The sequence below is a fragment of the Marinilactibacillus psychrotolerans genome (assembly GCF_900101525.1).
In the GTDB taxonomy this organism is placed as follows: Bacteria; Bacillota; Bacilli; order Lactobacillales; family Carnobacteriaceae_A; genus Marinilactibacillus; species Marinilactibacillus psychrotolerans.
This window is the reverse complement of the sequence record NZ_FMZD01000015.1, coordinates 1-26,052: the sequence shown is the minus strand read 5'-3', so window position 1 is coordinate 26,052 and position 26,052 is coordinate 1. Positions and strand designations below refer to the sequence as shown.

22 protein-coding genes are annotated in these 26,052 nt (G+C 34.6%); 3 read left to right on the top strand and 19 right to left on the bottom strand.

The window, feature by feature from the left end:
* Window positions 1-156: 156 nt before the first annotated feature.
* The 14 genes from BLT22_RS08695 to BLT22_RS08630 all read right to left on the bottom strand — a co-directional run bounded on the left by BLT22_RS08695 (window position 157) and on the right by BLT22_RS08630 (window position 17,405).
* Window positions 157-816 carry an HD domain-containing protein gene (locus BLT22_RS08695; RefSeq protein ID WP_091762528.1) on the bottom strand — a complete coding sequence of 220 codons (660 nt, stop codon included), beginning with the start codon at window positions 814-816 and terminating at the stop codon, window positions 157-159.
* Between the two features lie 189 nt (window positions 817-1,005).
* On the bottom strand, window positions 1,006-2,802 hold the full coding sequence (gene pnpS / locus BLT22_RS08690; protein ID WP_091762526.1) for a two-component system histidine kinase PnpS: 1,797 nt from the start codon (window positions 2,800-2,802) through the stop codon (window positions 1,006-1,008).
* Window positions 2,799-3,509, bottom strand: a complete 711-nt coding sequence (locus tag BLT22_RS08685) for a response regulator transcription factor (protein ID WP_087058921.1) — start codon at window positions 3,507-3,509, stop codon at window positions 2,799-2,801. The genes pnpS and BLT22_RS08685 overlap by 4 nt, the downstream gene beginning before the upstream one ends.
* Before the next feature lie 58 nt (window positions 3,510-3,567).
* Window positions 3,568-4,767 (bottom strand): PDZ domain-containing protein, encoded by a 1,200-nt coding sequence (locus BLT22_RS08680; RefSeq protein WP_087058924.1) that lies wholly within the window; start codon window positions 4,765-4,767, stop codon window positions 3,568-3,570.
* Window positions 4,768-5,114: 347 nt separating this feature from the next.
* Window positions 5,115-6,311 (bottom strand): C40 family peptidase, encoded by a 1,197-nt coding sequence (locus tag BLT22_RS08675; protein ID WP_171034381.1) that lies wholly within the window; start codon window positions 6,309-6,311, stop codon window positions 5,115-5,117.
* Between the two features lie 94 nt (window positions 6,312-6,405).
* Window positions 6,406-7,293 carry a permease-like cell division protein FtsX gene (ftsX, locus tag BLT22_RS08670; RefSeq protein ID WP_091762525.1) on the bottom strand — a complete coding sequence of 296 codons (888 nt, stop codon included), beginning with the start codon at window positions 7,291-7,293 and terminating at the stop codon, window positions 6,406-6,408.
* Window positions 7,283-7,969 carry a cell division ATP-binding protein FtsE gene (gene ftsE / locus BLT22_RS08665; RefSeq protein ID WP_087058932.1) on the bottom strand — a complete coding sequence of 229 codons (687 nt, stop codon included), beginning with the start codon at window positions 7,967-7,969 and terminating at the stop codon, window positions 7,283-7,285. The genes ftsX and ftsE overlap by 11 nt, the downstream gene beginning before the upstream one ends.
* Before the next feature lie 450 nt (window positions 7,970-8,419).
* Window positions 8,420-9,521, bottom strand: a protein-coding gene (prfB, locus tag BLT22_RS08660) for a peptide chain release factor 2 (RefSeq protein ID WP_176935414.1) whose coding sequence is annotated in 2 segments (ribosomal slippage) — window positions 8,420-9,457 and window positions 9,459-9,521 — 1,101 coding nt in all. Because the reading frame shifts where the segments join, the coding sequence is not laid out codon by codon here.
* A gap of 219 nt (window positions 9,522-9,740) precedes the next feature.
* Window positions 9,741-12,206 (bottom strand): preprotein translocase subunit SecA, encoded by a 2,466-nt coding sequence (gene secA / locus BLT22_RS08655; RefSeq protein WP_091762521.1) that lies wholly within the window; start codon window positions 12,204-12,206, stop codon window positions 9,741-9,743.
* Between the two features lie 226 nt (window positions 12,207-12,432).
* Complete coding sequence (locus tag BLT22_RS08650; RefSeq protein WP_091762519.1) at window positions 12,433-13,431, bottom strand: IS30 family transposase; 999 nt, start codon at window positions 13,429-13,431, stop codon at window positions 12,433-12,435.
* 168 nt (window positions 13,432-13,599) lie between these two features.
* On the bottom strand, window positions 13,600-14,178 hold the full coding sequence (hpf, locus tag BLT22_RS08645; RefSeq protein ID WP_087058940.1) for a ribosome hibernation-promoting factor, HPF/YfiA family: 579 nt from the start codon (window positions 14,176-14,178) through the stop codon (window positions 13,600-13,602).
* Window positions 14,179-14,338: 160 nt separating this feature from the next.
* Window positions 14,339-15,034 carry a ComF family protein gene (locus BLT22_RS08640; RefSeq protein ID WP_091762517.1) on the bottom strand — a complete coding sequence of 232 codons (696 nt, stop codon included), beginning with the start codon at window positions 15,032-15,034 and terminating at the stop codon, window positions 14,339-14,341.
* Window positions 15,027-16,394 carry an ATP-dependent helicase ComFA gene (locus BLT22_RS08635; RefSeq protein WP_236048904.1) on the bottom strand — a complete coding sequence of 456 codons (1,368 nt, stop codon included), beginning with the start codon at window positions 16,392-16,394 and terminating at the stop codon, window positions 15,027-15,029. Before BLT22_RS08635 ends, BLT22_RS08640 begins: the two co-directional genes overlap by 8 nt.
* Window positions 16,395-16,547: 153 nt before the next feature.
* The gene (locus BLT22_RS08630; RefSeq protein WP_091762515.1) at window positions 16,548-17,405 is read right to left on the bottom strand and encodes a DegV family protein; all 858 of its coding nucleotides are present in this window, start codon (window positions 17,403-17,405) and stop codon (window positions 16,548-16,550) included.
* A 161-nt stretch (window positions 17,406-17,566) separates the two neighbouring features.
* Between BLT22_RS08630 and BLT22_RS08625 the strand changes: the two genes are divergently transcribed.
* Both BLT22_RS08625 and BLT22_RS08620 read left to right on the top strand, forming a co-directional pair.
* A complete protein-coding gene (locus BLT22_RS08625) occupies window positions 17,567-18,202 on the top strand; it encodes a YigZ family protein (protein WP_087060398.1) in 636 nt (211 codons plus the stop codon).
* Between the two features lie 179 nt (window positions 18,203-18,381).
* Complete coding sequence (locus BLT22_RS08620) at window positions 18,382-19,473, top strand: LCP family protein (RefSeq protein ID WP_091762513.1); 1,092 nt, start codon at window positions 18,382-18,384, stop codon at window positions 19,471-19,473.
* Window positions 19,474-19,521: 48 nt separating this feature from the next.
* Here BLT22_RS08620 and BLT22_RS08615 read toward each other — a convergent pair whose 3' ends face one another.
* The gene (locus BLT22_RS08615) at window positions 19,522-20,613 is read right to left on the bottom strand and encodes a glycosyltransferase family 4 protein (protein WP_091762572.1); all 1,092 of its coding nucleotides are present in this window, start codon (window positions 20,611-20,613) and stop codon (window positions 19,522-19,524) included.
* A gap of 171 nt (window positions 20,614-20,784) precedes the next feature.
* On the opposite strand from BLT22_RS08615, the gene BLT22_RS08610 reads away from it, so the two are divergent.
* Window positions 20,785-21,885 (top strand): LCP family protein, encoded by a 1,101-nt coding sequence (locus BLT22_RS08610; protein ID WP_091762511.1) that lies wholly within the window; start codon window positions 20,785-20,787, stop codon window positions 21,883-21,885.
* A gap of 76 nt (window positions 21,886-21,961) precedes the next feature.
* Here the strand turns inward: BLT22_RS08610 and BLT22_RS08605 are convergent, their stop codons facing one another.
* The 4 genes from BLT22_RS08605 to nagA all read right to left on the bottom strand — a co-directional run bounded on the left by BLT22_RS08605 (window position 21,962) and on the right by nagA (window position 25,685).
* Entirely contained in the window at window positions 21,962-22,780 is an 819-nt protein-coding gene (locus BLT22_RS08605) for an SGNH/GDSL hydrolase family protein (RefSeq protein WP_091762509.1), read from the bottom strand.
* A gap of 227 nt (window positions 22,781-23,007) precedes the next feature.
* Complete coding sequence (locus BLT22_RS08600) at window positions 23,008-23,724, bottom strand: GntR family transcriptional regulator (RefSeq protein ID WP_091762507.1); 717 nt, start codon at window positions 23,722-23,724, stop codon at window positions 23,008-23,010.
* 103 nt (window positions 23,725-23,827) lie between these two features.
* Window positions 23,828-24,526, bottom strand: a complete 699-nt coding sequence (locus BLT22_RS08595; RefSeq protein WP_091762570.1) for a glucosamine-6-phosphate deaminase — start codon at window positions 24,524-24,526, stop codon at window positions 23,828-23,830.
* A 22-nt stretch (window positions 24,527-24,548) separates the two neighbouring features.
* Window positions 24,549-25,685: an N-acetylglucosamine-6-phosphate deacetylase gene (gene nagA, locus BLT22_RS08590; protein WP_091762505.1), complete on the bottom strand. Its 1,137-nt coding sequence runs from the start codon at window positions 25,683-25,685 to the stop codon at window positions 24,549-24,551.
* Window positions 25,686-26,052: the final 367 nt, after the last annotated feature.

Here is a 26,052-nt window from a genome sequence, read left to right as displayed (position 1 = left end):
AATTAAATCATTCCCTTTATTAGAATCTATCTTCAGTTCAGCCAGAGTTCAATCATAAAATTATTCATTTAAACTTTAATTTAGCTAACGTTAATGAAGAGGTAAGTGGAAATCTCCCTTACCTCTTCTTCATAGTAAATTATAGCATATCTACTTTTAGTTAGCGAATGTTTGTTCCGTATTTTCTCCTTTTATTATCAGACTGGTTATTCTTTCTAATTCAGCTTGATTAGTAAATTCTCCACTTATTAAATCTGGTAAAATTTCTTTCAAGAAATATTGTACACTCTCTAGATCTTTAAATTCTAAAATGGTTCCCAATGATTCTTCGTAGATTTCGGTAAATAAAGATTCAGGATTCCCTTTTTGAATTTCGCCAAAAGACTCATATAGTAAATCTACTTTATCAGCTACTGATAATATCTTTCCTTCAAGTGAATCATCTTTTCCTTCTTTAAATCTTTCTCTGTAAATGTTTTGAAATTTTTCTGGTATTTCTTGATCAATAAAATGATGTGCCATTGATTCTTCCACATTTGCTAATCGTTCTCTTAAATCTGGATCAGCATATTTAACTGGTGTTTTTATATCCCCAATAAAAATTTCTGTATAATCGTGATTTAATGCTTTTTCATAAAGCGATTTCCAGTTTACCTTTTTACCCGCTTGCTCCTCAACTGTTCCCAAAAACTGAGCAACTTGTGTTACTTTAAAGGAATGTGCTGCAACTGAGTGTTCCGCATACTTAAATTTTCCAGGACAACGATTGATTTTTTCTAAGTCACTAAGACTTTTAAAGTATTCATGCATTCCCATACTTGATCATCTCACTTTCATTTTAACTACTGTTCCTGATTTGACTAAATTTTTACTATACTAACAGCTTCTCAATATAAATGCAACCTTATTATTATTTTAAACTTGTTTATATAAAGAAATCAATTATTCCGTTCCGCATCAAAAAAGACTCTAGTCTGCGAAACTGCATAACTAGAGTCAATAACTTCACTTTTGTGTTAGCTGTTTATTTTCAAACTTAATAGGAAGATGAATTTCAAAGCTAGTGCCTTTTCCTAATTCACTATTCAGCTCTATAAATCCATTTAAATTTTCAACCAAATATTTCACGATTGACAATCCTAAACCAGTTCCGCCAGCATTTCGACTTCTCGCCTTATCTACTCTATAAAATCTTTCAAAAACTCTTGATTGTTCTTCTTGGGGTATACCTATTCCATTATCAACAACTTTTATAACGGCTTCTTGATTGTCGTATCCTAGTTCAACTTTGACAATCCCATTTTCAGGTGTATACGATACAGCATTCCCTACAAGATTTAAGATAATCTGTTTCAATTGATCATGATCAACTTCAAGATAAACTGGTTCATCATACTCAATAGATAATTCAATATTTTTCAACTCTGCCTTTTGCTGCAAAATCTGGAAAACTTCTTTAACAATTACTTTAGCTTCAATGGCTTCGACATTTAATCTGACTTGTTTTTGTTCCAACTTCGAAAGCTGCAAAATATCTTGAACCATTAAATCTAGACGACTGCTTTCCTTCAGCATGATTTCTAAAAATTCAATCAGCACTTCTCTATCTTCTAAAGCTCCATCAAGAAGGGTTTCACTGAATCCCTTCAAGGCTGTGATTGGCGTTCTTAATTCATGAGATGCATTGGCTACAAAATCAGTTCTGACTTTTTCTAATCTTCTAATTTCTGTTATATCATAAAGCAATACAATATAATTTGTAGTATTTTTCATACGACCAGGGATAGGTACAATATTGACATCTACTATTTTTTCAGCTTGTATCAGTAGTGCTATTTCTCTATTTTGAAGTTCTTGCTTTTCATAAGCTGCTTCTATTAACTGATTTAATCCGAAACTTTTGAATACTTCTAAATAAGAATGTCCTATTTTACCATATAGGTTTTCTTCTAAAATTTCATTCATAATTGGGTTTACCATTGTAATCTGTCTATTTTCATCGATTAACATGACCCCGATAACAAGATGATTAATCAATTCCCTTAGCCTCTTGTCATTTTGCTTGATTTCTTGCATTTGTGACTCAAGACTACCGGCTAATTCATTGACCGTCTGGCCAAGTCCATCTATTTCTTGATATGAAGTAGATTTATATCTAACTTTATATTTTTGCTGAGAGAGTTTATTAGCTACAAATTTAATTTCTTCAATTGGGTCCCCAATACGCTTAGTCCAATAAAAAGTAAACAGCATGGTTAAGATAAGAGAAATTGTTATGAATACTAGTAAATATCTAACAATTTCATCTGTAATTCCAATCATTTCCTCTACTTTTTTTGACAATCTCAGAATTCCTATTTGTTCCCCTGATGTGTTCTGCAATGGTACAGCGGCATAATATCTGAAATCATCGGTACTACTACTCACGCGATCATAAGTCCCTATCTCTTCGCCTTCAAGCACCTCTTGAAATTCAGGCCTATCAAAATGGTTTTCAATACTACTTTGATCAACATGAGAATCAAAAATCACTTTGCCGGATAAATTGATCAAGGTAATTCTTTCAGAAATGAGAGCAGAGGTTTCTTCTAGACTTTCGTTGAGTTCGGGTAAATCCTCTTGAGTTTCAACTCTTCCATCTACCTGACTTTGAAGTGTTAATAACTGTGCCTGTAAGTCTTCGCCTTGCTGGTCCATTGCTTGTTGAATGAAAGTATTTGAAGAAATATAATAGAATATAATTGAAAAAGCACCAAATAATATCAGAAAAAAGAGTAAAATCCTTCTTCTTAGTTGCTTCATTTCGGCTCCTCTAATTTGTATCCAAATCCTCTTGCCGTTTTAATATATTGAGGATTTTTAGTATCTTCTTCAATTTTTTCTCTCAAATGACTAATATGAACATCTACAATTCTTGTTTCACCCGCAAAGTCATAATCCCATATTGCATTCAGCAATTGTTCTCTGCTTAAAATCCTATTTTGTCTTCGAGCCATGTATAGTAGTAAATCAAATTCTTTTGGTGTACATTCTATTAGATCACCTTTTACGCGTACTTCATACTGATCTGGAAAAATTTCCACATTTTTAATAATAATTGACTTTTCAGGATTTTCTTTTGATTCAATTTTAGTTTCACTTTTACTCTCATACCTTCTAAATACTGCTTTCATACGAGCTAGGACTTCTCTAGGGCTAAAGGGTTTAGTCATATAATCATCAGCGCCTATTTCAAGTCCGATAATCTTATCAATTTCAGAATCCTTTGCAGTCAACATAATAATTGGTGTATTAACTTTTTCTTGTCTTAGGCCTTTACAAATATCAATACCGTCTTTTGAAGGTAGCATCAAATCTAAAATAATTAAATCATAAGCATTCGTTCGTGCCATATCATATCCTTCTTCACCATCCATAGAAGAAGTAACTTGATATCCTTCTTTTTCTAAATTATAGGATAATAACTTAATAATTGACTGCTCATCTTCGACAATTAAAACCTTTTTCATGATTTTATTTTCCACCCTTTCATTTATTAATCCTATTTTTTACTTATAATCTAAAATTTTAAACTACTTTAATTTCTTCTAGAGTGATTAATCCTAAATCATGAGGATCGTCTTCATAGATAGAGGTTTCTGTCAGAATTATTTCCCCATCTATTCTTTTCACTTTTAAATGACAGTAAGCGCGATTAGAAAACAATGATTCATTATATTCTTCAATATTGTGTAATACTATATTATTACATTCTAAAATAGCATCTCCGATGTCTAATCCCATTTTTTCAGCTGGACTATTTGGTCGAACCGCAATAATTCTCAACCCTTGTTCTGCAGGGCCAAATCTAAAGCTCCACTTTTGTTCTCGTTTCCTATGTCGATACAAAACAACAATCCCACCAATAATCAGGATCATCAATCCAATTGCCGCTATTTCTTTAATCCAGAAAGTTAAAGCAAAAACTATGGTTGCAATGATAGAAAGACCCATGAAATCTCTTAAAAGTCTATCTTTTGCCTGACTTGGCATTTGAGCTTGAACTGTATATCTAAGACCAATCAAAACAGGTAAAATGAAGAAAGAATATTGTTCATTTCCAATTGAAAAAACTGGCCACCATTCAAAAAATGGTCGAAAGCCTTCTCCCGGTATCACAAATAATAAAGGTACAAGCCATAAAGGGGTCATTCTATAAGTCGCTACCAGTTTTCCCCTTTTTGTTGAAAGGAAACGTGGAATAAATTTTGCCATATCCCCAACATGTAAAACTAGTATAGTACTTAATAATAATAAAAGCGCGATAACTAAACTGACTTGAGTTAATTCAAATGCTACTGAAGAACCTTCTTCTAAAGGACTAAACCAACTAGCAGGTAGTGTAAATAATTGACTAAAATTCAAATCAAAATAAGTCAGGATCAGCAGAACCAGACTTGTAATAGAAAAAGTGAAGATTGGATGAATAAATCGATAACCAAATCCTAAGAGTAATAAAGTAACGATTTGATATAAAATTATCCAGTCTAAAGTAAGCGGGATACCTATAAATATGTTTAAAATGGATAACAACAATCCAGGTAATAGTCCCCAAAGTAAAAATCTTTTAATTTCAAAGTTATCTTTATAAATCGTAGCTCTTAACTGTTTGCGATCATAACTGACCCTTCTACTTTTGGATAATAAAACGAGTATAATACCTACGATGAATAACGGCTGTATAAAAAAAAGTCCAATGGATAATAATAAGTTTTGTAAAATATTCATTTCTCTACACCTTTCTTCTTATCTTTCTTTATTATTTTAACACATCTTAATGAAAAGTAATGCATAGGTTTGATAATGGTTTATTTCATTTATTTGAATTCTACTTGAGACTTTATAGTATATTGAGTATAAACAGTAAATCGTTCAAAAAAATAATACATTACTTAGTATCTATATTTACATAGTTCTATATTTCCGCTTTTTTACCTAGTACCTCTCATTAAAACCTTCCTATAGAAACAAATAGGTTAGTCTAAATCTAGAAAGAAACCAGATCTAAACTAACCTATTTTATTAAACTTGTTCATTTAATTTTTTTATTTATTTAAAAAGGATAGACATACAATTTACGGACGTCCAAATCCAACTACATGATTAGACCAGTAGCCTGAGGTAAATGAAGCTATTGCAACACCAGTTGATGATTGAGATCCAATAAAGCTTCCGCCACCTAGATAAATTCCGACGTGGTCAATTGATCCAGATTGGTTGAAGAAGATTAAGTCTCCTGGTTTTGCTTGTGATTGTGTAATTCTTGTAGTTGCACTATATTGTCCAGCCGCTGTTCTTGTAATGCTGCGGCCAGCTTTACGAAATACATATTGTACGAATCCTGAGCAGTCAAATCCTGCTGGTGTACCGCCTGTCCATAAATAAGGAACACCAATCAAACTTTGTGCAACGCTCGTGATTGAACCACCATTTGTTGCTGCTGGGATATTTTTCTTAGCAACATCAGCTTTACTTGAAGAAGTAGATACGGTTGTACTATTATTTTCTGTTTTATTACTTCCATTTGACTCATCTGACACTGAAATTGTGCTTGTTTCTTCTGCAACAGTTCTAGCTGTTTGAATTTCTTCCATACGTTCTTCAGCAGCTTTTTGTTCAGCCAAAAATGCGTCTTTTTCTTCTGAAACTTTAGCACGTTGGGCTGAAATAGATGCCACTAAACGCTCTTGATTTGCTTGCTCTTCTTCTAATTCTGTTTTTTGACTTTCAAGTTTAGCTGCTCGAAGCGTTTGTTCTTCTTGTTTAGCTAGCGTTTCTTTTTCTTTTTCGACGACTAACTCTTTATCATCAATCTGTTCTTGAATTAAATTTTGATTAGCAGTGACTAGTTTGCTGACAACATCTAACCGGCCAATAACATCTCCTAAAGAATCAGAATCCAATACAAATTCAACTAATGAACTAGAATCTCCTGTAACTTGAACTGCTCGAGCTTGCTCTTCAAGACGAGATTCGCGTTCTTCAATCTTTTCATTTAAGACTTTGATTTCATCTTGTAATTTTGTTAAAGCTTCAGTAGTTGCAGTCATTTCTTCAACTAGCTTATTCATATCATTTTCTTTATCTTCTATTTTTGAAGCAACTGCTTCTAATTCTTTTTCAGCATCACTTTGATCAGTCGAAAGATCCTCTAACTTCTGGTTATATTCTGACTCACTTCCAGGTGCTGCAAAAACTGTTAAAGGTGCTGCTAAATAAGTAAATCCTATTGTAGTTGTTAATGCTAATTTCAAGATTAATTTTTTATTCACGTCGGTTACCTCTTTCTCCATTAAATTATTTTTCACTATGTATGCAAGTGGAGCGATTAAAGCGTATTTCTCGCTCCACCATTATTCAAAATATTTATATTTTCAAAAATTTCCTTATTGATAAAGCTGACCCTAAACTGCCAATCACAATACCAATACCAAGCAATAAGGCAATTAGTAAGAACAAGAAAGGATTGGGTTCAAGTAAAGAATAGGTAGAACTTGCTAAATAGTTAGTCATTGAACTATATCCTGTTAGATAAACATACGAGATGATTGAAACTGGAATCAGTGCACCAACCAAACCAATCATGGCCCCTTCAATTAGGAAAGGCCATCTGATAAACCAATTTGTTGCGCCTACAAGTTTCATAATTTCAATCTCAGTTCTTCTGGAGAAAATTGTAATCCTAATCGTATTGGATATTAAGAATACTGCCGTGAAGATGAGGGCAACAATAATGATCGTTCCAACATTTCTAACGGTACTCATTACCTCAAAGAGTCGTTCAGCATCGGATCCGCCATAATTCACCTCTGCTACATAATCTAATCCTTCTGCTGCTTTTGCTACCTCCGCAGTAGATTCTGGTGAATTAGTATTCACTTCAAAGACATCATATAACGGGTTATTATCTCCATCGAAAAGTCCGAAAGTTTCTCCGTAGCTACCAATAACATTCTGCAGTTCAGTATCTCGACTAACAAATTCAACACTTTCTACATTGTCTAATCCTTCAAGCGATGATTTCAGTGATTCCTGATCAGCTTCTTCAGCAGCTAAATCTATATGGACACGGACGAGTACGTTATTTTCTATATCAGAGGCCAGCTTATTTACATTCATTAATAAGGCTATAAAGCTACCAACCAGTAATAGCGTTACTGCAACAGCACTAACTGCCGCTAACGTCATCCATCCATTACGTACTATACTTCTTAGTGATTCAACTATATGTCTTTTGATTGTTCTAAATTTCATATCCGTATTCCCCTCCTTCTTGATCACGGGCAATACGTCCATTTTCAACTGCCAAGACTCTATGTCTGACACGATTTACAATTTCACTATTATGTGTAGCCATTATAATTGTTGTCCCTTGATTATTGATTTGTTCAAGCAACTCCATAATCCCCCAAGCTGTTTCCGGGTCTAGGTTACCTGTTGGCTCATCGGCAATTAATACTCGAGGCATATTCGCAATTGCTCGAGCGATTGCAATACGTTGCTGTTCCCCTCCTGAAAGTTCATTCGGAAACATTCTTACTTTATGTTTCAAGCCAACCAGATCTAAAACCTCAAGAACCCGTTTTTGAATCTGTTTTGGATTCTTTTCTAAAACTTGCATTGCATAGGCAACATTTTCATATACTGTCAGTCTTGGAAGTAATTTAAAATCTTGAAATACTACTCCGACATGTCTTCTTAAATAAGGAATTTTTTTAGGTTTCAAGTTTTCAAGCTCGAATTCTCCTACTTTAACAGTTCCTTTAGTGGGCAATTCTTCTCTATATATCATTTTTATGAATGTAGATTTTCCTGCTCCACTCGGTCCAACGACATAAACGAATTCTCCCTGCTCTATTCGAACATCTAAACCGTTTATTGCTGTAATGCCATTTGAATATTTCTTATAAACATTAGACATTTCAATCATTATATAATCACCTATCTATTTATATTTATTCTTATCAATTCTGGTAGGCCATTCTGCTCAATAAATCATAGTAGTTATTTCTTTGTCTTAAGCCTTTTCTAGTATATCATTGGATTTACGGATGTCTGTTTTAATCCAATTACAAAAACATTTCAAAAAGTCATGATTGTATAATTCTGAACGGTCTAAACTTGGTTTTCTTTAGATCCACCCTGTATTCCCCCACTTTTTACATAAATATTCTTTTTATAATCAAAACACAACCCACTACGGCCTTTAATTTCGATTTTTTATGGGATTATATATATTTCTGTTATGTTACAAAAGAGTAATAATTTGAAATTAAAAATATGTCCGAATTTTGACACTTCTTATGAACTTTCAATTTTTACGTAAAAAAGACTGCTTTGGATAGCCTTTCTATCCTCAAACAGTCTTCACCTTATTCATTTATTGTATTAGAGAACGCAAGTACGCTTCAATAAACTGATCAATTTCGCCATCCATAACAGCATCTGTATTTCCACTTTCAACATTTGTTCTATGATCTTTCACCATAGAATAGGGATGGAATACATATGATCTAATTTGAGAGCCCCATCCGATTTCTTTTTGTTCACCTTTTATCGCAGCCATTTGTTGCGCTTTTTCATCTAATTCTTTTTGGTATAATTTCGCTTTTAACATATTCATCGCTTGTTCTTTGTTCGCTAGCTGAGATCTTCCTGCTTGACTCGCCGCTACTAGTCCCGTTTCTTTGTGAGTAATTCTTACAGCAGATTCTGTTTTATTGATATGTTGCCCGCCAGCTCCGCTAGCACGATACGTATCTACTCTGATATCATCTGGATTAATTTCAATATCGATATCTTCATTAATTTCAGGCGCGATATCTATAGATACAAACGAGGTATGCCTACGCCCACTTGAATCGAATGGTGATATTCTAACTAGTCTATGAACACCCTTTTCAGCTTTTAGCAAACCGTACGCATGCTGCCCTTTTACCAGTAATGTTACACTTTTGATTCCTGCTTCTTCTCCATTCTGGTAATCAAGCACTTCATATGAAAATCCTTTTTTATCAAACCATCTGGTATACATTCGATAAAGCATTTCTCCCCAGTCTTGAGACTCCGTTCCTCCAGCTCCAGGATGAATTTCCAAAATGGCGTTATTATTATCATATGGTTCACTTAATAACATTTCTAGTTCAAAAGCTTCGACATCACTTTGCAGTGTTTGTACGCCTTCTTCTAATTCAGCTCGGATATCTGCATCTTGCTCTTCTTCTAACATTCCCATCATTATTTCATATTCTTCAACTTGATCTGCTAAAGATTGAAAAGACTGGTAGGTACTTTTTATACTGTTTGCTTCATCAATAATTTTTTGTGCTTTTTGTTGATCATTCCAAAAGGACGGATCAGACATTTGTTCATCATACTCTGCAATATCTACTTCCATAGCCTCTAAGTCAAAGAGACCCCCTGAAATCTGATACTTTTTGACTCGCTGCCTGTAACGCATTCCTTATTTCACTTATCTCCATTATGTGTTCCTCCTAAAATTCGGGTAGAAAAATCCCCTCTTACAATTAGTATTTGTATTAATAAGCGTATTTTTACCAGTTTCTAAAGCTACTTTCTTTTATAGAATTAGGTAATTACTACAGACAGATTGATATTTAATCAGTCTAGCTTTCTTATTTTAACAATACTTCATTTTTGTAAGAGGGTACAACTTTATTGATTATGAGTTATCGCGCAATCTATCCTAATCTTGTATGTGTTTCTTCGTCATGTGAAAAGGTTGGTTTCTTTGCTTGTCCGCGTTTTGCCTTTTTCTTGCTACTATTCGGTGTAGCTTGTTCACGCTGCAAGTTTTGACGGATCTGTGATTTCATCAATAGACGTGTTACTTCATATTCAATTTCACCGATCATATCTTCAAATAAAGTAAATCCTTCTTGCTGATATTCTGTTAAAGGATTAAATTGACCATAAGAACGTAAGCCAATCCCCTGACGTAATTGATCCATTTGATCAATATGATCAGTCCATTTACGGTCTACCACTCGCAAAACAACTACTTTCTCGAATTCTAACACTTGTTCTTTTCCATTCAACTGATTGGTTTTCTCTTCATAATTTTCTCGAGCTAAGTCAACTAGAATTTCTTCAATTTCTGCAGCTGATTTATCTTTAAGATCATCTTCTGATAACTGCTCAGGATGTACTAGAACTGTATGAGCAAATTCAACAATATGAGAAAGATTCCATTTACTTCTATCTTCTTGTTGCGTATTTAATTGAACATAACGTTCAATGGTTCTGCGAATCATTGGAACTGTTACATAGTTTAACGACTCTTCTTCAAGAATAACTTCTTGTCTTTGGTTGTAGATAACTTCACGCTGTTCACGCATAACATCATCGTATTTCAGAACATTTCTACGAGTATCGTAGTTGTTTCCTTCAACACGTTTTTGTGCTGATTCCACTTGACGACTAATCATGCGACTTTGGATAACCGCATCATCTTCTGAAATTTTCAATTGTTCTAATACCATACGAATACGTTCAGATCCAAATCGTTTCATTAAATCATCTTCTAGAGATAAATAAAATTGGGAAACTCCAGGATCTCCCTGACGACCAGAACGCCCACGCAACTGATTATCAATACGTCTTGATTCGTGTCTTTCAGTACCAATTACAGCCAGTCCGCCTAATTCTTTAACCCCAGGACCTAATTTAATATCTGTCCCACGTCCAGCCATATTGGTAGCGATCGTAACGGCTCCCGGCTGGCCAGCGTTCACAACAATTTCCGCTTCTCTGAAATGGTTTTTCGCATTTAAAACTTCGTGTGGAACGCCTTCTTTTTTTAATAAGCGACTGATTCTTTCAGAAGTTTCAACAGCTACTGTACCAACTAGAATAGGCTGACCTTTTTCATGACGCTCTTTAATATCTTGAGCAACAGCATTAAATTTACTTTCTAAAGTTGGATACAACAAATCATCACGATCGTCACGAATCAATTCTCGGTTTGTTGGAATTGCAATAACATTCATATTATAAATTTCACGGAATTCTTCTTCTTCTGTTTTAGCTGTACCAGTCATCCCAGACAGTTTCTTATACATACGGAAGTAGTTCTGGAAGGTAATGGTTGCCATTGTTTTAGATTCTTTCTGAATCTCAACGCTTTCTTTAGCTTCAATAGCCTGATGCAATCCATCAGAATAACGACGTCCATCCATAATACGACCAGTAAACTGATCAACGATCTTGACTTCTTCATTATCAACCACGTAATCAATATCTAATAGCATAATATAGTTAGCTCTTAGAGACTGATCTAAATGGTGGATTAAAGTTTGATTTTCCAAATCATATAAATTGTTTACTCGGAAAGTTTTTTCAGCTTTTTCGATTCCTTCTTCTGTTAACGAAATGGATTTTGACTGCAGGTCTATAGTATAGTCTTCTTCTTCTTTCAACCCTTTAACAAAGAAGTCACAACGAGTGTAGAAAGAAGTCGAACGATTCGCTTGTCCAGAAATAATCAACGGCGTTCTCGCCTCATCAACTAAAATCGAGTCTACCTCATCAAGAATTGCAAAGTTTAACGGTCTTTGTACCATTTGTTCTTTGTATACAACCATATTGTCTCTTAAATAATCGAACCCTAGTTCATTATTAGTAGAATAAGTTATATCACAAATGTATGCTTCACGTTTCTCGCTGGAATTTTTTCCATTCAGATTCAATCCGACTGTCAATCCCATCCAACGATATAATTCTCCCATTTCTTCAGCATCACGAGTAGCCAGATAATCATTAACTGTTACAACGTGCACCCCTTCACCAGAAATGGCATTTAAATAAACCGGCATAGTAGCGGTTAATGTCTTACCTTCACCTGTTTTCATTTCAGCGATATTACCTTCATGGAGTGACATCCCCCCCATCAACTGTACACGGAAAGGAAACAACCCTAATACACGTTTAGCCGCTTCACGAATAGTAGCAAAAGCTTCAGGTAATAGATCATCCAAAGTTTCTCCATTGTGGTAACGTGACTTGAATTCTTGTGTGCGAGCTTTCAACTCTTCATCAGATAAAGCAGCCATTTCTTCTTCCATGCTTTCAATACGGTCGGCAATTTTTCCATAACGACGTAATTCTTTCTTATCGTTATCAAATAAATTTTTAAGTAAGTGAGCCATTTATACAAATCTCCTCTTTAATTGTGTAATCTCTTCATTATTATTATATATCAAAAGTTAAACTAACCGATTTTCATACTATACTATCATACCATTATTGTTTCTCAAAAAAAAGCCCGGTTATCGTGCTGTAAAGCTATTTACAAAAAATATAATAATTACCTGTTGAGACCTGTATCCTCAATTCTATATGACCACCATAAAATCTATTTTAAACCTTGAATTGTCAAATTAAGTGCAACGCTACACCAAAAAATACTTCATAGGGTGTTTTCCAGTTTAAACACTTCCTTGGGCGTAAGTTGAGTTTGCGAACATATTGATCTACAACCTGATCAGTGACCGTATCCATCTCTTTTGTTTTCGGTAAATACTCTCTTAATAGGCCGTTAGTGTTTTCGTTCGTCCCTCGTTGCCATGGAGCGTGTGGGTCAGGAAAGTAGAATGGGACGTTATTAAGAGCTTTAGTGATTTCCCAATGTCTTGAGAACTCCTTACCGCGATCTGGAGTAATTGATTTTACTTGATTAGACTCAATAGAAGAGAATAAATGAATCATCTTATCTCTGACTAGTTCAGATCGTTTTTTCTCGATTTTTCCACTCATCAAGTATCTTGATCTACGGTCGGTAAGCGTAACTAAACAAGCACCACCCGTCTTACCAGCCACTGTGTCTGCCTCCCAATGACCAATTTCAGAACGATCATTAGCAGTAGCTGGACGCTCATGAATCGTATTAGAGATCTGTATTTTACCTCTTCTCTCAATATGATGTTTCGTATGTCTAGTTTTTCCACGGTGTCTGAGAGAACGAACCAGCCCGCGGTTTCTTTTACTGAGTGGTTCTGTTTCAAAGACTCCACTGTAGATTCCGCGATAAATTGTCGTGTAACTTATATGGATATCTACCTGTTCGTCTTTCAATCGATAGGAAATCTCTTCAGGTGACCATTGCTCTTCTACGAATAGCCTTCGAACGATTTTCCACACCTTGGGATTAGACAAAATCAACTTTCGCCCACAGTTTTGCTTTCTGTAAGAATATAAGATCTGAGCAAGGATAGGAGAATAAGTCCCATTCTTAAAATTACGTTTCAGTTCTCTAGAGATCGTTGACGGACTTCGGTCGACGGCAGCGGCAATAGTGCGAATAGAATGACCTTGGTTGAACATTAAAAATAGTTTTTCTCTTTCAAATATTGTAAGATGGTTATAGTGGCTCATAGCTATCTTCCTTTCAAATAGTGTTCTGGACAACCCTATTTTAACTGGAATTTAGCTATGGGTCTTTTTTAAGGATTAAGTGTTGCACTTAAAGTGTATATTCAAGACATAAAAAAGGTGAGCATAGTTTGCTCACCTTTTTACTGATTGTTTCTTCATTAATATTCCTTAATCTGTTTCAATCAATCCATATTTCCCATCTTTACGTTTATACACGATACTTGATCCGTTAGTGTCAGCGTCTTCAAAGATAAAGAAATTATGTCCCAGCATATCCATTTGTAGAATTGCTTCTTCAGCATCCATTGGTTTCAAACTTAGACGTTTTGTACGTACAATAGCTGCTCCAATTTCTTCTTCATTCGCTGTATCTTCATCATCAATATCAAGATCTGCCCATAAGTCAGGATTTGTTGGTTGTGGCACATCAACACCTTGTGATCTACGGTTTTTGCGATTGATTTTAGTTTTATATTTTCTCATTTGTCTTTCAAGTTTGCTTACTACCAGATCAACACTTCCATATAAATCTGGAGAAGTTTCTTCCGCACGTAAGACGATATAAGGAAGTGGTACTGTAACTTCTACTTTCGCAGTTTTATCAGAGTAGGTTTTAAGGTTAACATGCGCACTAGCTTCAGGCACATCTTTAAAGTATTTTTCGATTTTACCTACTTTTTTCTCAACATATTCCCTAATTGCTTGGGTCACTTCTATGTTTTCTCCGCGAACATTGTATCTTAGCATATTGCTTCACCCTTCCAAATCTATTTTACTTTGAGTCATTTTAGCACACATCTTAAAATAATTCTTTAACAAACACTTTACTTTTGTTTGTTAACTTAGTTTCATTATACATGATAGCGGTTACTTTCTCAATGTATCTATTGTATTTAATTTAATTATCTTATCTAAATAAAGATAAAGTCTCTACTTTTCGCGCTCCACCACTTAAAACACATTCTACCGCATAAAGTATCGTTCTGCCGGTAGTGTAAACATCATCGATAATCATAACATTCTTACCTCTAACAGAATCTTTCAATTCACTTTTTATAAAAAACGGCTGTACTATGGTTAAGCGTTCTCGACGATTCTTAGTTACTTGATTTTTTTCTATACTCCTATTTTCTAAGATAGTTACAAATGGTACCTCTGCTATGTTTAATAAGATTTCCGTCTGATTAAATCCTCTGTTCTCGAAACTTTTATTTGAAATTGGAATAGGAATAATTATATCAACCTCTTTATGCCTTTTAATTGCTTTCGATAATTTCTCAGCTACCATTTTTGCCACACGTACATCTCCAGTAAACTTAAAACGCTCCATCCATTTTTTCCCAAACTCATTATACGAATAAAGTGCATCATGTTTAAGAAAATAGCTCGGATATTTTTTTTGCCATTTCAGACAATCTTGACAGATCAATTGGTCCATTTGCTTTCGGTGACAATTCGGACAGCATTTAGTCATTTCAATTGGATCGAATTTCAATTCACAGTCTTCGCAAATTATTTGTGGATCTAATTTCTTAAATGTCAGTAACTGAGAGACTGAACAGTTTGCAATTATTTCTTTATTACACCATATACATTTATTCATTTTTTATTAATCCTTTGCTTTTTGCGATCCTATTCATTCTTTGTATTTGTTTGATTGCTCTTTTTATATCTCGAGTCAGTCCATCATGATAATAAATCACTTCTCCCGTAGGATAATCTGGGGAACGTCCTACGCGACCCGCAATCTGTACTAATGCCGATTCTGTATAAATTGGATCATCAGCCCCAATAACGAGTACATCAATATTTTTAAAAGTAACACCTCTTTCTAGTATTGTGGTGGTTATTAGAAATTCAAGCTTTTCATCTCGCATCTTCTGAACCTTTTTTTTCCTTTCCGTGTCTTCTGAATGAACGGCTTCAAACCTTGCACCTGGAATACATTTTCTTAAAACAAGTTCAAACTGGTTCATCCATTTAATATTGGGAACGAATAATAAAAATCTTTTTTCTAATCTTAATAATTCCTTTATTTTCTTATATATTTTTGTTTTATATGTATTATTTAATAAACGTCTTTTCCATTCACTTTCTTTGACTTTTACAGGTATTGGTAAAGGATGTCCATGATATCTGGCTGGCAAAATACTTGCCGAGATTTTATTTTGTCTAATTTTTTTCTGATAATTTCTGTCTGGCGTTGCAGTGAGATAAATAAGTGCAGACTCTTTCTTCCGAGATTTTTCTGCAGCAAATTGTAAAGAATCCTCTACTTTATATGGAAATGCATCTATTTCATCAATTATTAGTAGATCAAAGGCCTCTTTGAATCGATATAATTGATGCGTCGTAGCAATTACTAATTGTGTATAAGTATACGCTGTTTCCATCTCTCCATATAAAACATTCGTTGTGACTGTGGGGAATGCTTTTCTGATTCGTGGGGCCAGTTCTAAGCAAACATCTACCCTTGGAGAAGCAAGACAAATTCGCTTATTTTGTCTAATAGCAGTTTCTATACCGGAAAAAAGCATTTCTGTTTTCCCAGCTCCAGCAACAGCCCATAGTAGTCGTGTTTCATTTTGTTCAATTGATTGAACAATCTCCTTAGATGCTTCTTCTTGTTGTTGAGACAATGTGCCTTTCCACTGTAGAATAGGTTCAGCAGACTTTTTAAAAAGATTCGGTTCTGGAAGATGATAAAACTTACTACATCTTCTGACTTTACCCATTTGTATACAGTTCGTACAGTAAGTACAAGGCTGTTTACAGTAACACTCGTTATGCGGTATAGGGTACACAGAAGCATTACATCTTCGACAATACTCCTTTTCTTTTCGCTTAACAAATCCTGAAGTTATTTCTATTTTTAATTGTGTATTATTAATTAAATCACTTTCATTTATTTCTTGTCTCATAACCTCTCTACCAAATAAAATAGATTCATCATACATCTTCATTTTTCAGCGACCTCCTGTATATAAAATCTTCTACTTATATACTGGTTTATATTTTAATAAACTAACTTTTTTTATTCAGAGAAACAAAAAAACTAGCGTATAAATACGCTAGTTCAACTAAAAGTGATTATGTTATTTAATCTTGGCTTATCTTTACTCATCATTTGTCTTGATAGTCCATGTCATTCCGATTGCTCCTTCACCCGTATGCACACCAATAACAGGACCTAAAAAGCTGAGATTAAACTCTACAGTTGGAAACTCAGCTTCCATCTTTTCTTTGAACTCTAAGCCCTCTTGCTCACTAAAAGCATGTACCACAGTGGCTTGGATTGGATATTCGGAAGAACGCACAGATTTTTCTAATAAAGTTTCAATTTTTCTTAAAGCTTTTTTCTTTGTACGTATTTTATCAAAAGGCACGATCAATCCATCGACAAATGTTAGAACTGGTTTGATACTTAATAAGGTCGCTACACTTCCTGCAGCTCTTGATAACCTGCCACCTTTCACAAGGTTTGTCAAATCATCTACCACAAAATATAGTTCTGTTGCTTCTTTAACCTGATCTAATTTTTTTAGAATCTCTTCAACTGTTGCACCTTTTTGTGCTAATTTAGCAGCTTCTATCACTTGAAAGGCTTGTCCTGCAGCAGCTAGTTCAGAATCATAAGGATAAATCGCAACATGCTCAACCGCTTGAGATACACTTACTGCATTTTGATAAGTTCCAGAAATTCCACTCGATAAATGTATACTAATAATGGCATCATATTGTTTTCCTAATTCTTCATAAAGTGCAGTAAAATCTCCAACAGTAGGTTGTGAACTGGTAGGCAGTTTCTCCATTTCTCGTACTTTTAAAAAGAACTCTTCTGAAGTAATATCTATCTCTTCTTTGTATACTTCATTTTGAACTATACAAGATAAAGGCACTGAATAGATATTATATAAATCATATTGTTCATGAGATAAATACGCTGTACTATCTGTAACAACGGCAATACTCATCCTTTCACCCCGTCTCTATAATTCTCTAGTCAATTATATGTTTCTAAATAAAGCAATTTCCTCAGCAGATATACCTATACTTCTAGTAGAAAAATCGCCTTGTAAACACATCAAATTCATTATACACTAATTGGATAAAAAAGAGAAAGGTTGATTTAAACATGCAGAATTTTCGAACCATAAAAGAAAACGGTTCGCATGAAATTGAAATTAAAAAATCCCGATTTATCTGTCATTTGAGTAGAACAGAAACAGAAGAAGAAGCCATAAAATTTATTGAATCTATAAAAAAAGAACATTCAAAAGCTAACCATAACTGTTCAGCGTATATATTAGGAGAAAGACAAGAATTCCAGCGTGCTCATGATGATGGTGAACCAAGCGGGACTGCTGGTGTTCCGATGTTAGAAATGCTTAAGAAAAGAAAATTAAACAACGTGACTGCGGTTGTTACAAGATATTTTGGTGGAGTAAAATTAGGGGGCGGAGGATTAATTCGCGCATACGGCGGTTCTGTCAATGACGCTTTGTCCTCTATTGGAATAGTGGAAAGACAATTACATCAGTACATTACTGTAATGGTTTCTTATCCTATGAGTGGAAAGCTTGAAAATCAGCTCCGAATATCTACCTATATTTTACAAGATATTCATTATACTGAATCAGTAAGTTTCGAATGTCTAATTCGTATAGAACATATTGATCAATTTATTAATGAAGTAATTGAATGGACTAGCGGTCAAGGCACTTGTACCATGGGGGCTCAGGCTTGGATTGAATCAGAAATTAGTGAATAACAATAATTCACCCGATCTTTTTTACAATTATGATAACTTTGTGTCTGCTTCTGTACATAAATCATACTGTATCGTAAAATTTTCTAACTAAGCTTGACACTATCATCAGGAAAGATAATAATGTAGAGTAGAATATTTCGTTATTTAATAAATTTTCTTCCTATAAAGGAGTACTAATTTTGTCTAAAAATAATAGCAGCCGTTCTAATATACGGCGTTCCAGTAAAAAGAAAAAGCAAAGAATTATCTTAGCGATACTTATCCCGTTTTTCATCATTGTTCTTGTGGGTATGGCTTATTTCGCAAAACTACTTGCCACAACTGAAAATGCAATTGAAGCTTCTTATCATGAAGTAAAGCGAACCACTCCAATCGCAGATGTCGACCCCATAACAGAACCTGTATCTTTTCTAATTCTAGGAGTCGATAATGACCAGGATGATTCTCGTTCTTTAGGTTCGACTCGTGCAGATTCCATCATCTATGCTACTGTAAATCCAATTACGCGTAAAATGAATATGGTCTCTATTCCTCGAGATACTTATGTACCGATCATGCAAGACAATCAAATTGTTAAATATGACCGTATTAATTCTGCTTATGCATTGGGAGAAGAAAGCACAATGATTGAAACAGTGGAATCATGGCTGGATGTGCCTATCCACTATTATGCTACTTTTAATTTCGATGCTTTTTTAGAAATTATAGATGCATTAGGCGGGATTGAAATGGATGTCCCTATCACATTCTCTGAACAGGATTCTTCCGGAAAATTAGGAACGATCCATTTAGAAGAAGGTTTACAGATATTAAATGGCGAAGAAGCTCTTGCACTCGCTAGAACTAGAAAAATTGACAACGATGTAGAACGTGGCCACCGTCAGCAGTTAGTTATACAAGCAATCATGAAAAAAGCTCTTAGTGTCGGTTCCATTCCCCAGTACACGGATATCGTAGAAACTGTTGGAGCTAATATGCGTACTAACATGCGTATCGGTGATATGACTGCACTCGCTAAAACAGGATTAAATTCTAAGTTTGAAATGAAGTCACACGTTTTTGAATGGTCAAGTTTTACTGAAAGAGGCATGGACCTGGTTAAAATTGATCCAACCAGTTTTGCAAATATACAACTAGCATTACAAAATTCTCTTGATCCGAGTCTATCTGATGATTCAGCTTATACGGATGACGATAATCCTGAAGAAACTACATCTAGTGACTCTTCTGATCAAGATACTAAAAGTCCTGATCTTGAAGCAGCCGATTAAAAGAATGATTTCTAACTAAGCGCAGACAAAAGAAACCCGATGAGGTGATTACCTGTCATCGGGTTTCTTTTTATTTATTCTATTCCCAAATTCTCGTAGGGATTTCAGCAATGGTCTTCTATCCGCTCCCACTAACCCAATAATTTCTACAAATAATTCGACTCCTATAAATACTGAAATAGTGAGTAAAATTGATCCCCAGAAAGTCGAGAAATTATACAACAAAGCAATCACCGAGAAAATTGCTGAAACACTATAAATTGCTAAGACTGTCTGTCGATGAGATAAACCTAAAGACATCAATCGGTGATGAATATGGTTCTTATCAGCAACTGAAATGGATTGACGATTCATTTTTCTTCGAATCATTGCAAATAATGTATCCGTAACGGGAATTCCTAAAATTACCACAGGTAAAACAAGAGAAATTAGAGTCGCATTTTTCAATCCTTGTAGAGAAAATATTCCAATCATAAATCCTATAAATAACGCCCCAGTATCTCCAAGAAAAAGGCTGGCCGGATGAAAATTATAAGGTAGAAACCCAGCAATTGCCGCTACAAGTACAAAAATCATAATAGATATAGACACTTCTTGTATCGTTAGAAAAAAGAAGCCAATAATTCCCATAGTTGTTAAAGCAATAATGGAGACTCCACTTGCAAGGCCATCTAGACCATCAATCAGGTTCACTGCATTGGTAAATCCAAGGATCCAAATCAAAGTAAAAGGTAAACTCCAGGAACCAAATTGCAGTGTTCCAATTAATGGCAACGTCATTGTTTCAAGGGAAATCCCCCCAAAGTAATAAACGACTAACGCACCTAACAAGATACCCAATACCTTTAACAGGGGTGTTAAATTTTTCAAATCATCTATAAATCCTGTTATCAAAACAATCAAAGAACCGCAAAAGATCGGCAGTATCAGTGAAATTGGTATGGGCAACAATAAAAATAACGCAAAATAATATGAAATAAAAATTGCAATACCACCCATTGTAGGCATTATTTTATTGTGGACTCGTCTTGCTTCGGGTACATCCACCCAGTTAAATTTCGTTGCAACTCTCTTGTAAACAGCCGTCAAAATCATGCTGAGTATTACAGTCGCAATACAGACAAGAAGAACTAAGTACATATCATACATTTTAACTATCCCATTTCTGGTTAACTTTCTTTCATTATAGCATTGAGAGAATCAAAAACACAATTGCATTATGAAATCATCTGAATTAAACTATAAAATAGAGAAATATTATATTTAAATTTAAAAACAACACATTAAGTTAATTAAAGAATCGAGGCTGACATGCGTTCACAAAAACATGTTAAAAGACAAAGAAGAAACAAATGGATCAAACGAACTTTATTTTCAATTATGATTTTAGTTTTTTTCATTTTCGGAACCGGAGTAGGTTATTATGGTAGTGAAATCATGCGCGTTTTAAGTGATGTATCTGAGAACACACCCGAGGAACTACAAGATACTTCTGAACAAGATGCTCTACTAGAAGAGCTGAATCCTTTTTCTGTTTTATTACTTGGACTAGATGATGCAGATGGAACTAGACGTTCAGATACATTAATTGTCGCAACTATCAACCCTAACGATAATTCTGTGAAACTCGTTTCTATTCCTCGAGATACAATGATTACTTTACCTGACTCAGATCGTTCAGAAAAAATTAATGCGCTCTATACGATCTATGGCATCTCTGGAACCATTGATTTTGTTGAAGAATATTTGGACATACCCATTTCTTACTACGCGACTCTGAATTTTGAAGGGTTAGTTGATCTTGTTGATGCAGTAGGTGGAATTACTGTCGACTCTCCTTTAGATTTTACTGTACAAGATAGCGAAGAAAATTCAAATGCTATAGAAATTGAAGAAGGACTACAATCTGTTGATGGAGAGCATGCTTTAGGATATGCTAGAATGAGAAAGCAAGATCCTCGAGGAGACTGGGGACGACAAGAGAGACAGCGTGAAGTCATCCAAACATTAGCAGAAGAACTAATGTCATTAGACTCTTTTATTAACTTTGCTCCAATAATGGATGCAGTAAGAGAGAATTTGCAAACGAATCTTTCTGGTCAGCAAATCTGGACTATTGCCAATAATTATTCCGAAGCTGCAAATGATATTGAGTCTCTTGAAATACAAGGTGAAGCAGATTATGTCTATTTTCCATCTTACGATCTAGACCTTTATGTCTGGCTTCCATTTGATGAATCTATTGAAGACATTCAAAGTACATTGCGTAATCACTTAGAGCTAGATCCTGATAGTGATAACATAAATGATGGTGAAGTCGGGATTGATGAAGAATTAGAGCAAATCCCCTCTGAACCAGACGATTCATTTTCTAATCCGCTAGAAGATGAGCAAGACTCAGAAACAGAATAATTTCAATTTACGAATTCTATTAAAAAAAGTCTTATTGAGTGGTAAGTAGCTCAATAAGACTTTTTTGATTAATCTACTATTTTAAAGATGATAATGGTTTGTTCAATCTTTCATCCAGCTGCTTATACCATAGTCTATATCCCTCTCCATTAGGATGTACTGCATCATCCAGGTAGTATTCTAACGTATGATTAGAATTCGCGATTTCTTCGGACATCAATGAATATATATCAATAAAATTCCATCCTTGATTTTGAACAAAAGTACTCACTTCGTCATTATACTGATCATAAGTAAGCGTTCCTTTATCTAAATATATTTCATTATAAATAGTCGGATTTGCTGTTGTAAGAATGACTAGCGTATTAGGCAAAGCTTCCTGAAACTGATTCATAATTCCAATCAACTCTTCTTTTGTTAATGAAACATCGTTTTGAGGGAAGCGATTATTATTGATAAGACAAAGCTCAAAAATGATTATATCTGGCTTTGAATCAATCGTTTCGATTACTTTTTTTTGAGTCAATAAATCAGTTGTGCTATACCCGTTGTACCCTCTATTCCATACCTTAGCCTTAATTTCTTCATCACGGTTCAAACGCTGTTCTAGTCTTTCACCCCAAACAGGCTGCTTATTCGTAGCTCCTTTTCCTCTAGTTACACTGCTTCCCAATACAGCTATATCGACTTTTCCATCACGATTCGTAATAAACTTTGCTCTATCTAAAATCGTTTCTGAATCTCTAGTTGTCAATTCCATATATTCTTCGGTAAGTTCTTGAGATACGGCTTCTTGGTGCTTTACGACAAACCAATATACCGTGCTTAAGGAGATCAATATCAGAAAAAAAATGACTAAATAATTTATTTTTGTTAGTCTTAATTTTTTCCGCAAAATTTCTCACTCTCCTTTTAATTAAATAATAAAATTTGTAATAATTTATTTGACTAATCGTTTTCTATGTAACAATTCCATTTTAACGAATTCCTAATCAATTGTCTTAATAAATAATATATTGTTATATTTCTGGCACATTTTTTTTAACGTCTGGATTTTATTTTGAAAAATTAAAAACCTGAAGAATAAATTTTCTCCAGGTTTAACTCATTCGTTTTTATCTATTATTTTTTGGTCGCTTCCAGGAAAAATTCATATCGATCTCCCACATACTGAGAGCGGACATACTCAAATGGTGTCCCATCTTGACTATAGCTCACTTGTCGTAATCTAAGAACGGAAGAACCACGCTTGATTCCTAGCATTTCCGCAATGGATTCTGATGCCCAAGTAGCCGATATTGTCTGTTCTGCATGATCTACCCGCATTCCTTTTTCTAATTCCAAGGTTTTGAATAAATGTTGTGTGATTTGCTTCTTGCTCAAATCTTTTACATATTTATAAGGAATCGTTGCAACTTCATAACAAATAGGTACGCCATCAGCAGCACGGATTCTTTCCATAATCAAAACTTCTTCATTATGTTCGATCATCAATTTCTCGGCTTCACTGATACTGGCCGGCTTAGTATGAAAAGCAACTAATTGGCTTGTAGGGTTTTTCCCTTGCCGCTCAACAGTTTCCGTAAAACTTGGTACGCCACTCATTTTTTCACGAACTTTTTCTAGTGCTACAAATGTACCTGAACCTCTTCTTCTTTCAAGTAACCCTTCATCCACTAAGGTATTTACTGCTTGTCTGGCAGTCATACGACTCACATCAAACTGTATAGCTAAATCTCTTTCGGAAGGAATCTTAGTTCCTTCTTTCCATTCACCAGTGTTAATCCACTCTCTCATCTGGTTATGCATTTGAATATAAACAGGCATCTTTTTGGGCATACAATTCTTCCTTTCTAACTCCATATGTCAAACTTCATCTAATGTCATACTGATAAATCGACATCAAATTAAACTCTGCATGACAAAGAGATGTTAGAATACCTTAAAGTTTACTTGCAGCTGCCTCATCGATTATGACCGTCACATCATTATGTGTCTGTAAAATACTGGCTGGTACCTGTTCAGTAATAGGTCCATTTAACATGTTGTACACAGCCTCTGCTTTGTTCTCACCAAAAGCCATTAGCAGTATTTTTTTTGCAGATAAAATAGATTTAATTCCCATGGAAAAAGCATATTTTGGTACATCTTCTTCGGATTTAAAATATCTTTTATTTGCATTAATCGTTGCTTCAGTAAGCTTTTCTACATGGGTTTCTTGTAGAAAAGATGTACCAGGTTCATTGAAACCGATATGAGCATTAGTCCCAATACCAAGAATCTGCAAATCAATAGGGTATTCTTCTATAGTCTTATTGTACCTTTTTACTTCGTCTTCTTCATCCCCTAATCCATCAGGAATAAAACTTTTTTTGAATGGCTTAGCATTAAACAAATTTTCTTGCATAAAAGTATGGTAACTTTGTGGATGATCCGCCGGAAGACCTTTATATTCATCTAAATTAATAGAAATCAGGCTTGAATAATCTGTATTGCTTGCTCTCATTTCTTTGTAGAGAGTTTCAGGAGTGCTTCCAGTGGCAAGTCCCAAGACTGATGCATCATTGTGTATTGCTTTTTCAACTAATTCAAATGCCTTTTTTCCCGCTTCAACTTTATCTTTTGTAATAATTACATTCATTTTTGAATGATTTTTAATTGTTTTATCTAACATTGTGTATTTTTCCTCCTAATATCGTTTCAAGCAACGTCAAATCGTCTTCCAAAATCAACATATCTGCATCGTAGTTAGGCAATAATAAACCTTTCTTTTCTAATCCAAATTCCTTCGCTTGATTAACTGAACTCATTTTCACTGCTTCTTCAATGCTGCAACCTGTATACTCAATGACATTTTTAAAGGCATCTATATAAGTCAATACGCTACCTGCAAGAGTTCCATCTTCTAATCTTGCTTGCTTATCTTTTACAATAACTTCCTGTCCACCTAATTCACTTTTTCCTTCTGGAAATCCTTTTGCCCGCATAGAATCTGTAATTAATTCAATCCCATCTGCTCCCTTAGCTTTATAAGCTAGTTTAACCATCTCCGGAACTATATGAAAACCATCCACAATCATCTCAACCATAACGGCTTTTTCCAACAAACCAAATCCGGTCACACCAATTTCTCTATGATGTAATCCCCTTTGTGCATTGAACAAGTGAGTGACATGCGTAGCAGCAGATTCCTTCAAATCATTATATTTAGCATCTGAATGCCCAACAGACATGATGATATTATTTTCTTTGCAATACTCTTCAAATTCAGATACGTCTCCTGTTTCAGGTGCATAAGTAACGAGGCGAATTCGACCACCACTTAGATTATTCCATTTTTCAATTTTATCTTTATCAGCAACCACTATATATTTCTCTGGTTGAGCTCCTTTATGTTCAACTGAAATAAAAGGTCCTTCAATATGAATGCCTTGTATAACAGGATTCTCTTCAGCTGCCTTACTAAGGTTTCTCAGTGATCTTTCAATATTTTCATCCGATTGTGTCATCGTGGTAGGAAAATAACTTGTAACACCTTCACTTAACATTTTTTTAATCATTTCGTTGATTTCTTCTGATGTCCCATCCATATTATCAATGCCATATCCACCATGACTATGCACATCAATAAATCCCGGAATGACTTTTTTACCGTTCAAGTCCATGACTTCTTCATCCGGCTGTGCTTCGAATACTTCCATTTCACCCACACTGATTATCTCTTTATCAAAACGAATATATCCCTTTTCTATTGAGTCTTTTCCCGTATAAACATGCGCATTTATCAAAACCTTAGTCAAAATAATTCCTCCTTTGATGTTATTCATGCTCATTATAATTGGTATATACCAAAAAGTCAAATCTATGATTTTCACTACTGATTTAAAAGTGATTTTTCTATTCATTCAATTATCTTATCTATTAGAGTAGTCGATGATAGGTATTTTCTATTCACCCAGACTCTTCTCGGTTTGAATTGATACGTTATGACTTTTTGCCTCTCTACCCAATTTATCTTCCGATCTGAGTTGATACTTAAAGCCCTTTATCTTTCTACTCAATTCATTTTGCAACCTCAGTTAATACATAAAGCCCTTTAAGCTCTCTACTCAATTTGTTTTGCGATTTCAGTTAATACATAATACCTCTTTATCTCTCTACTCAATT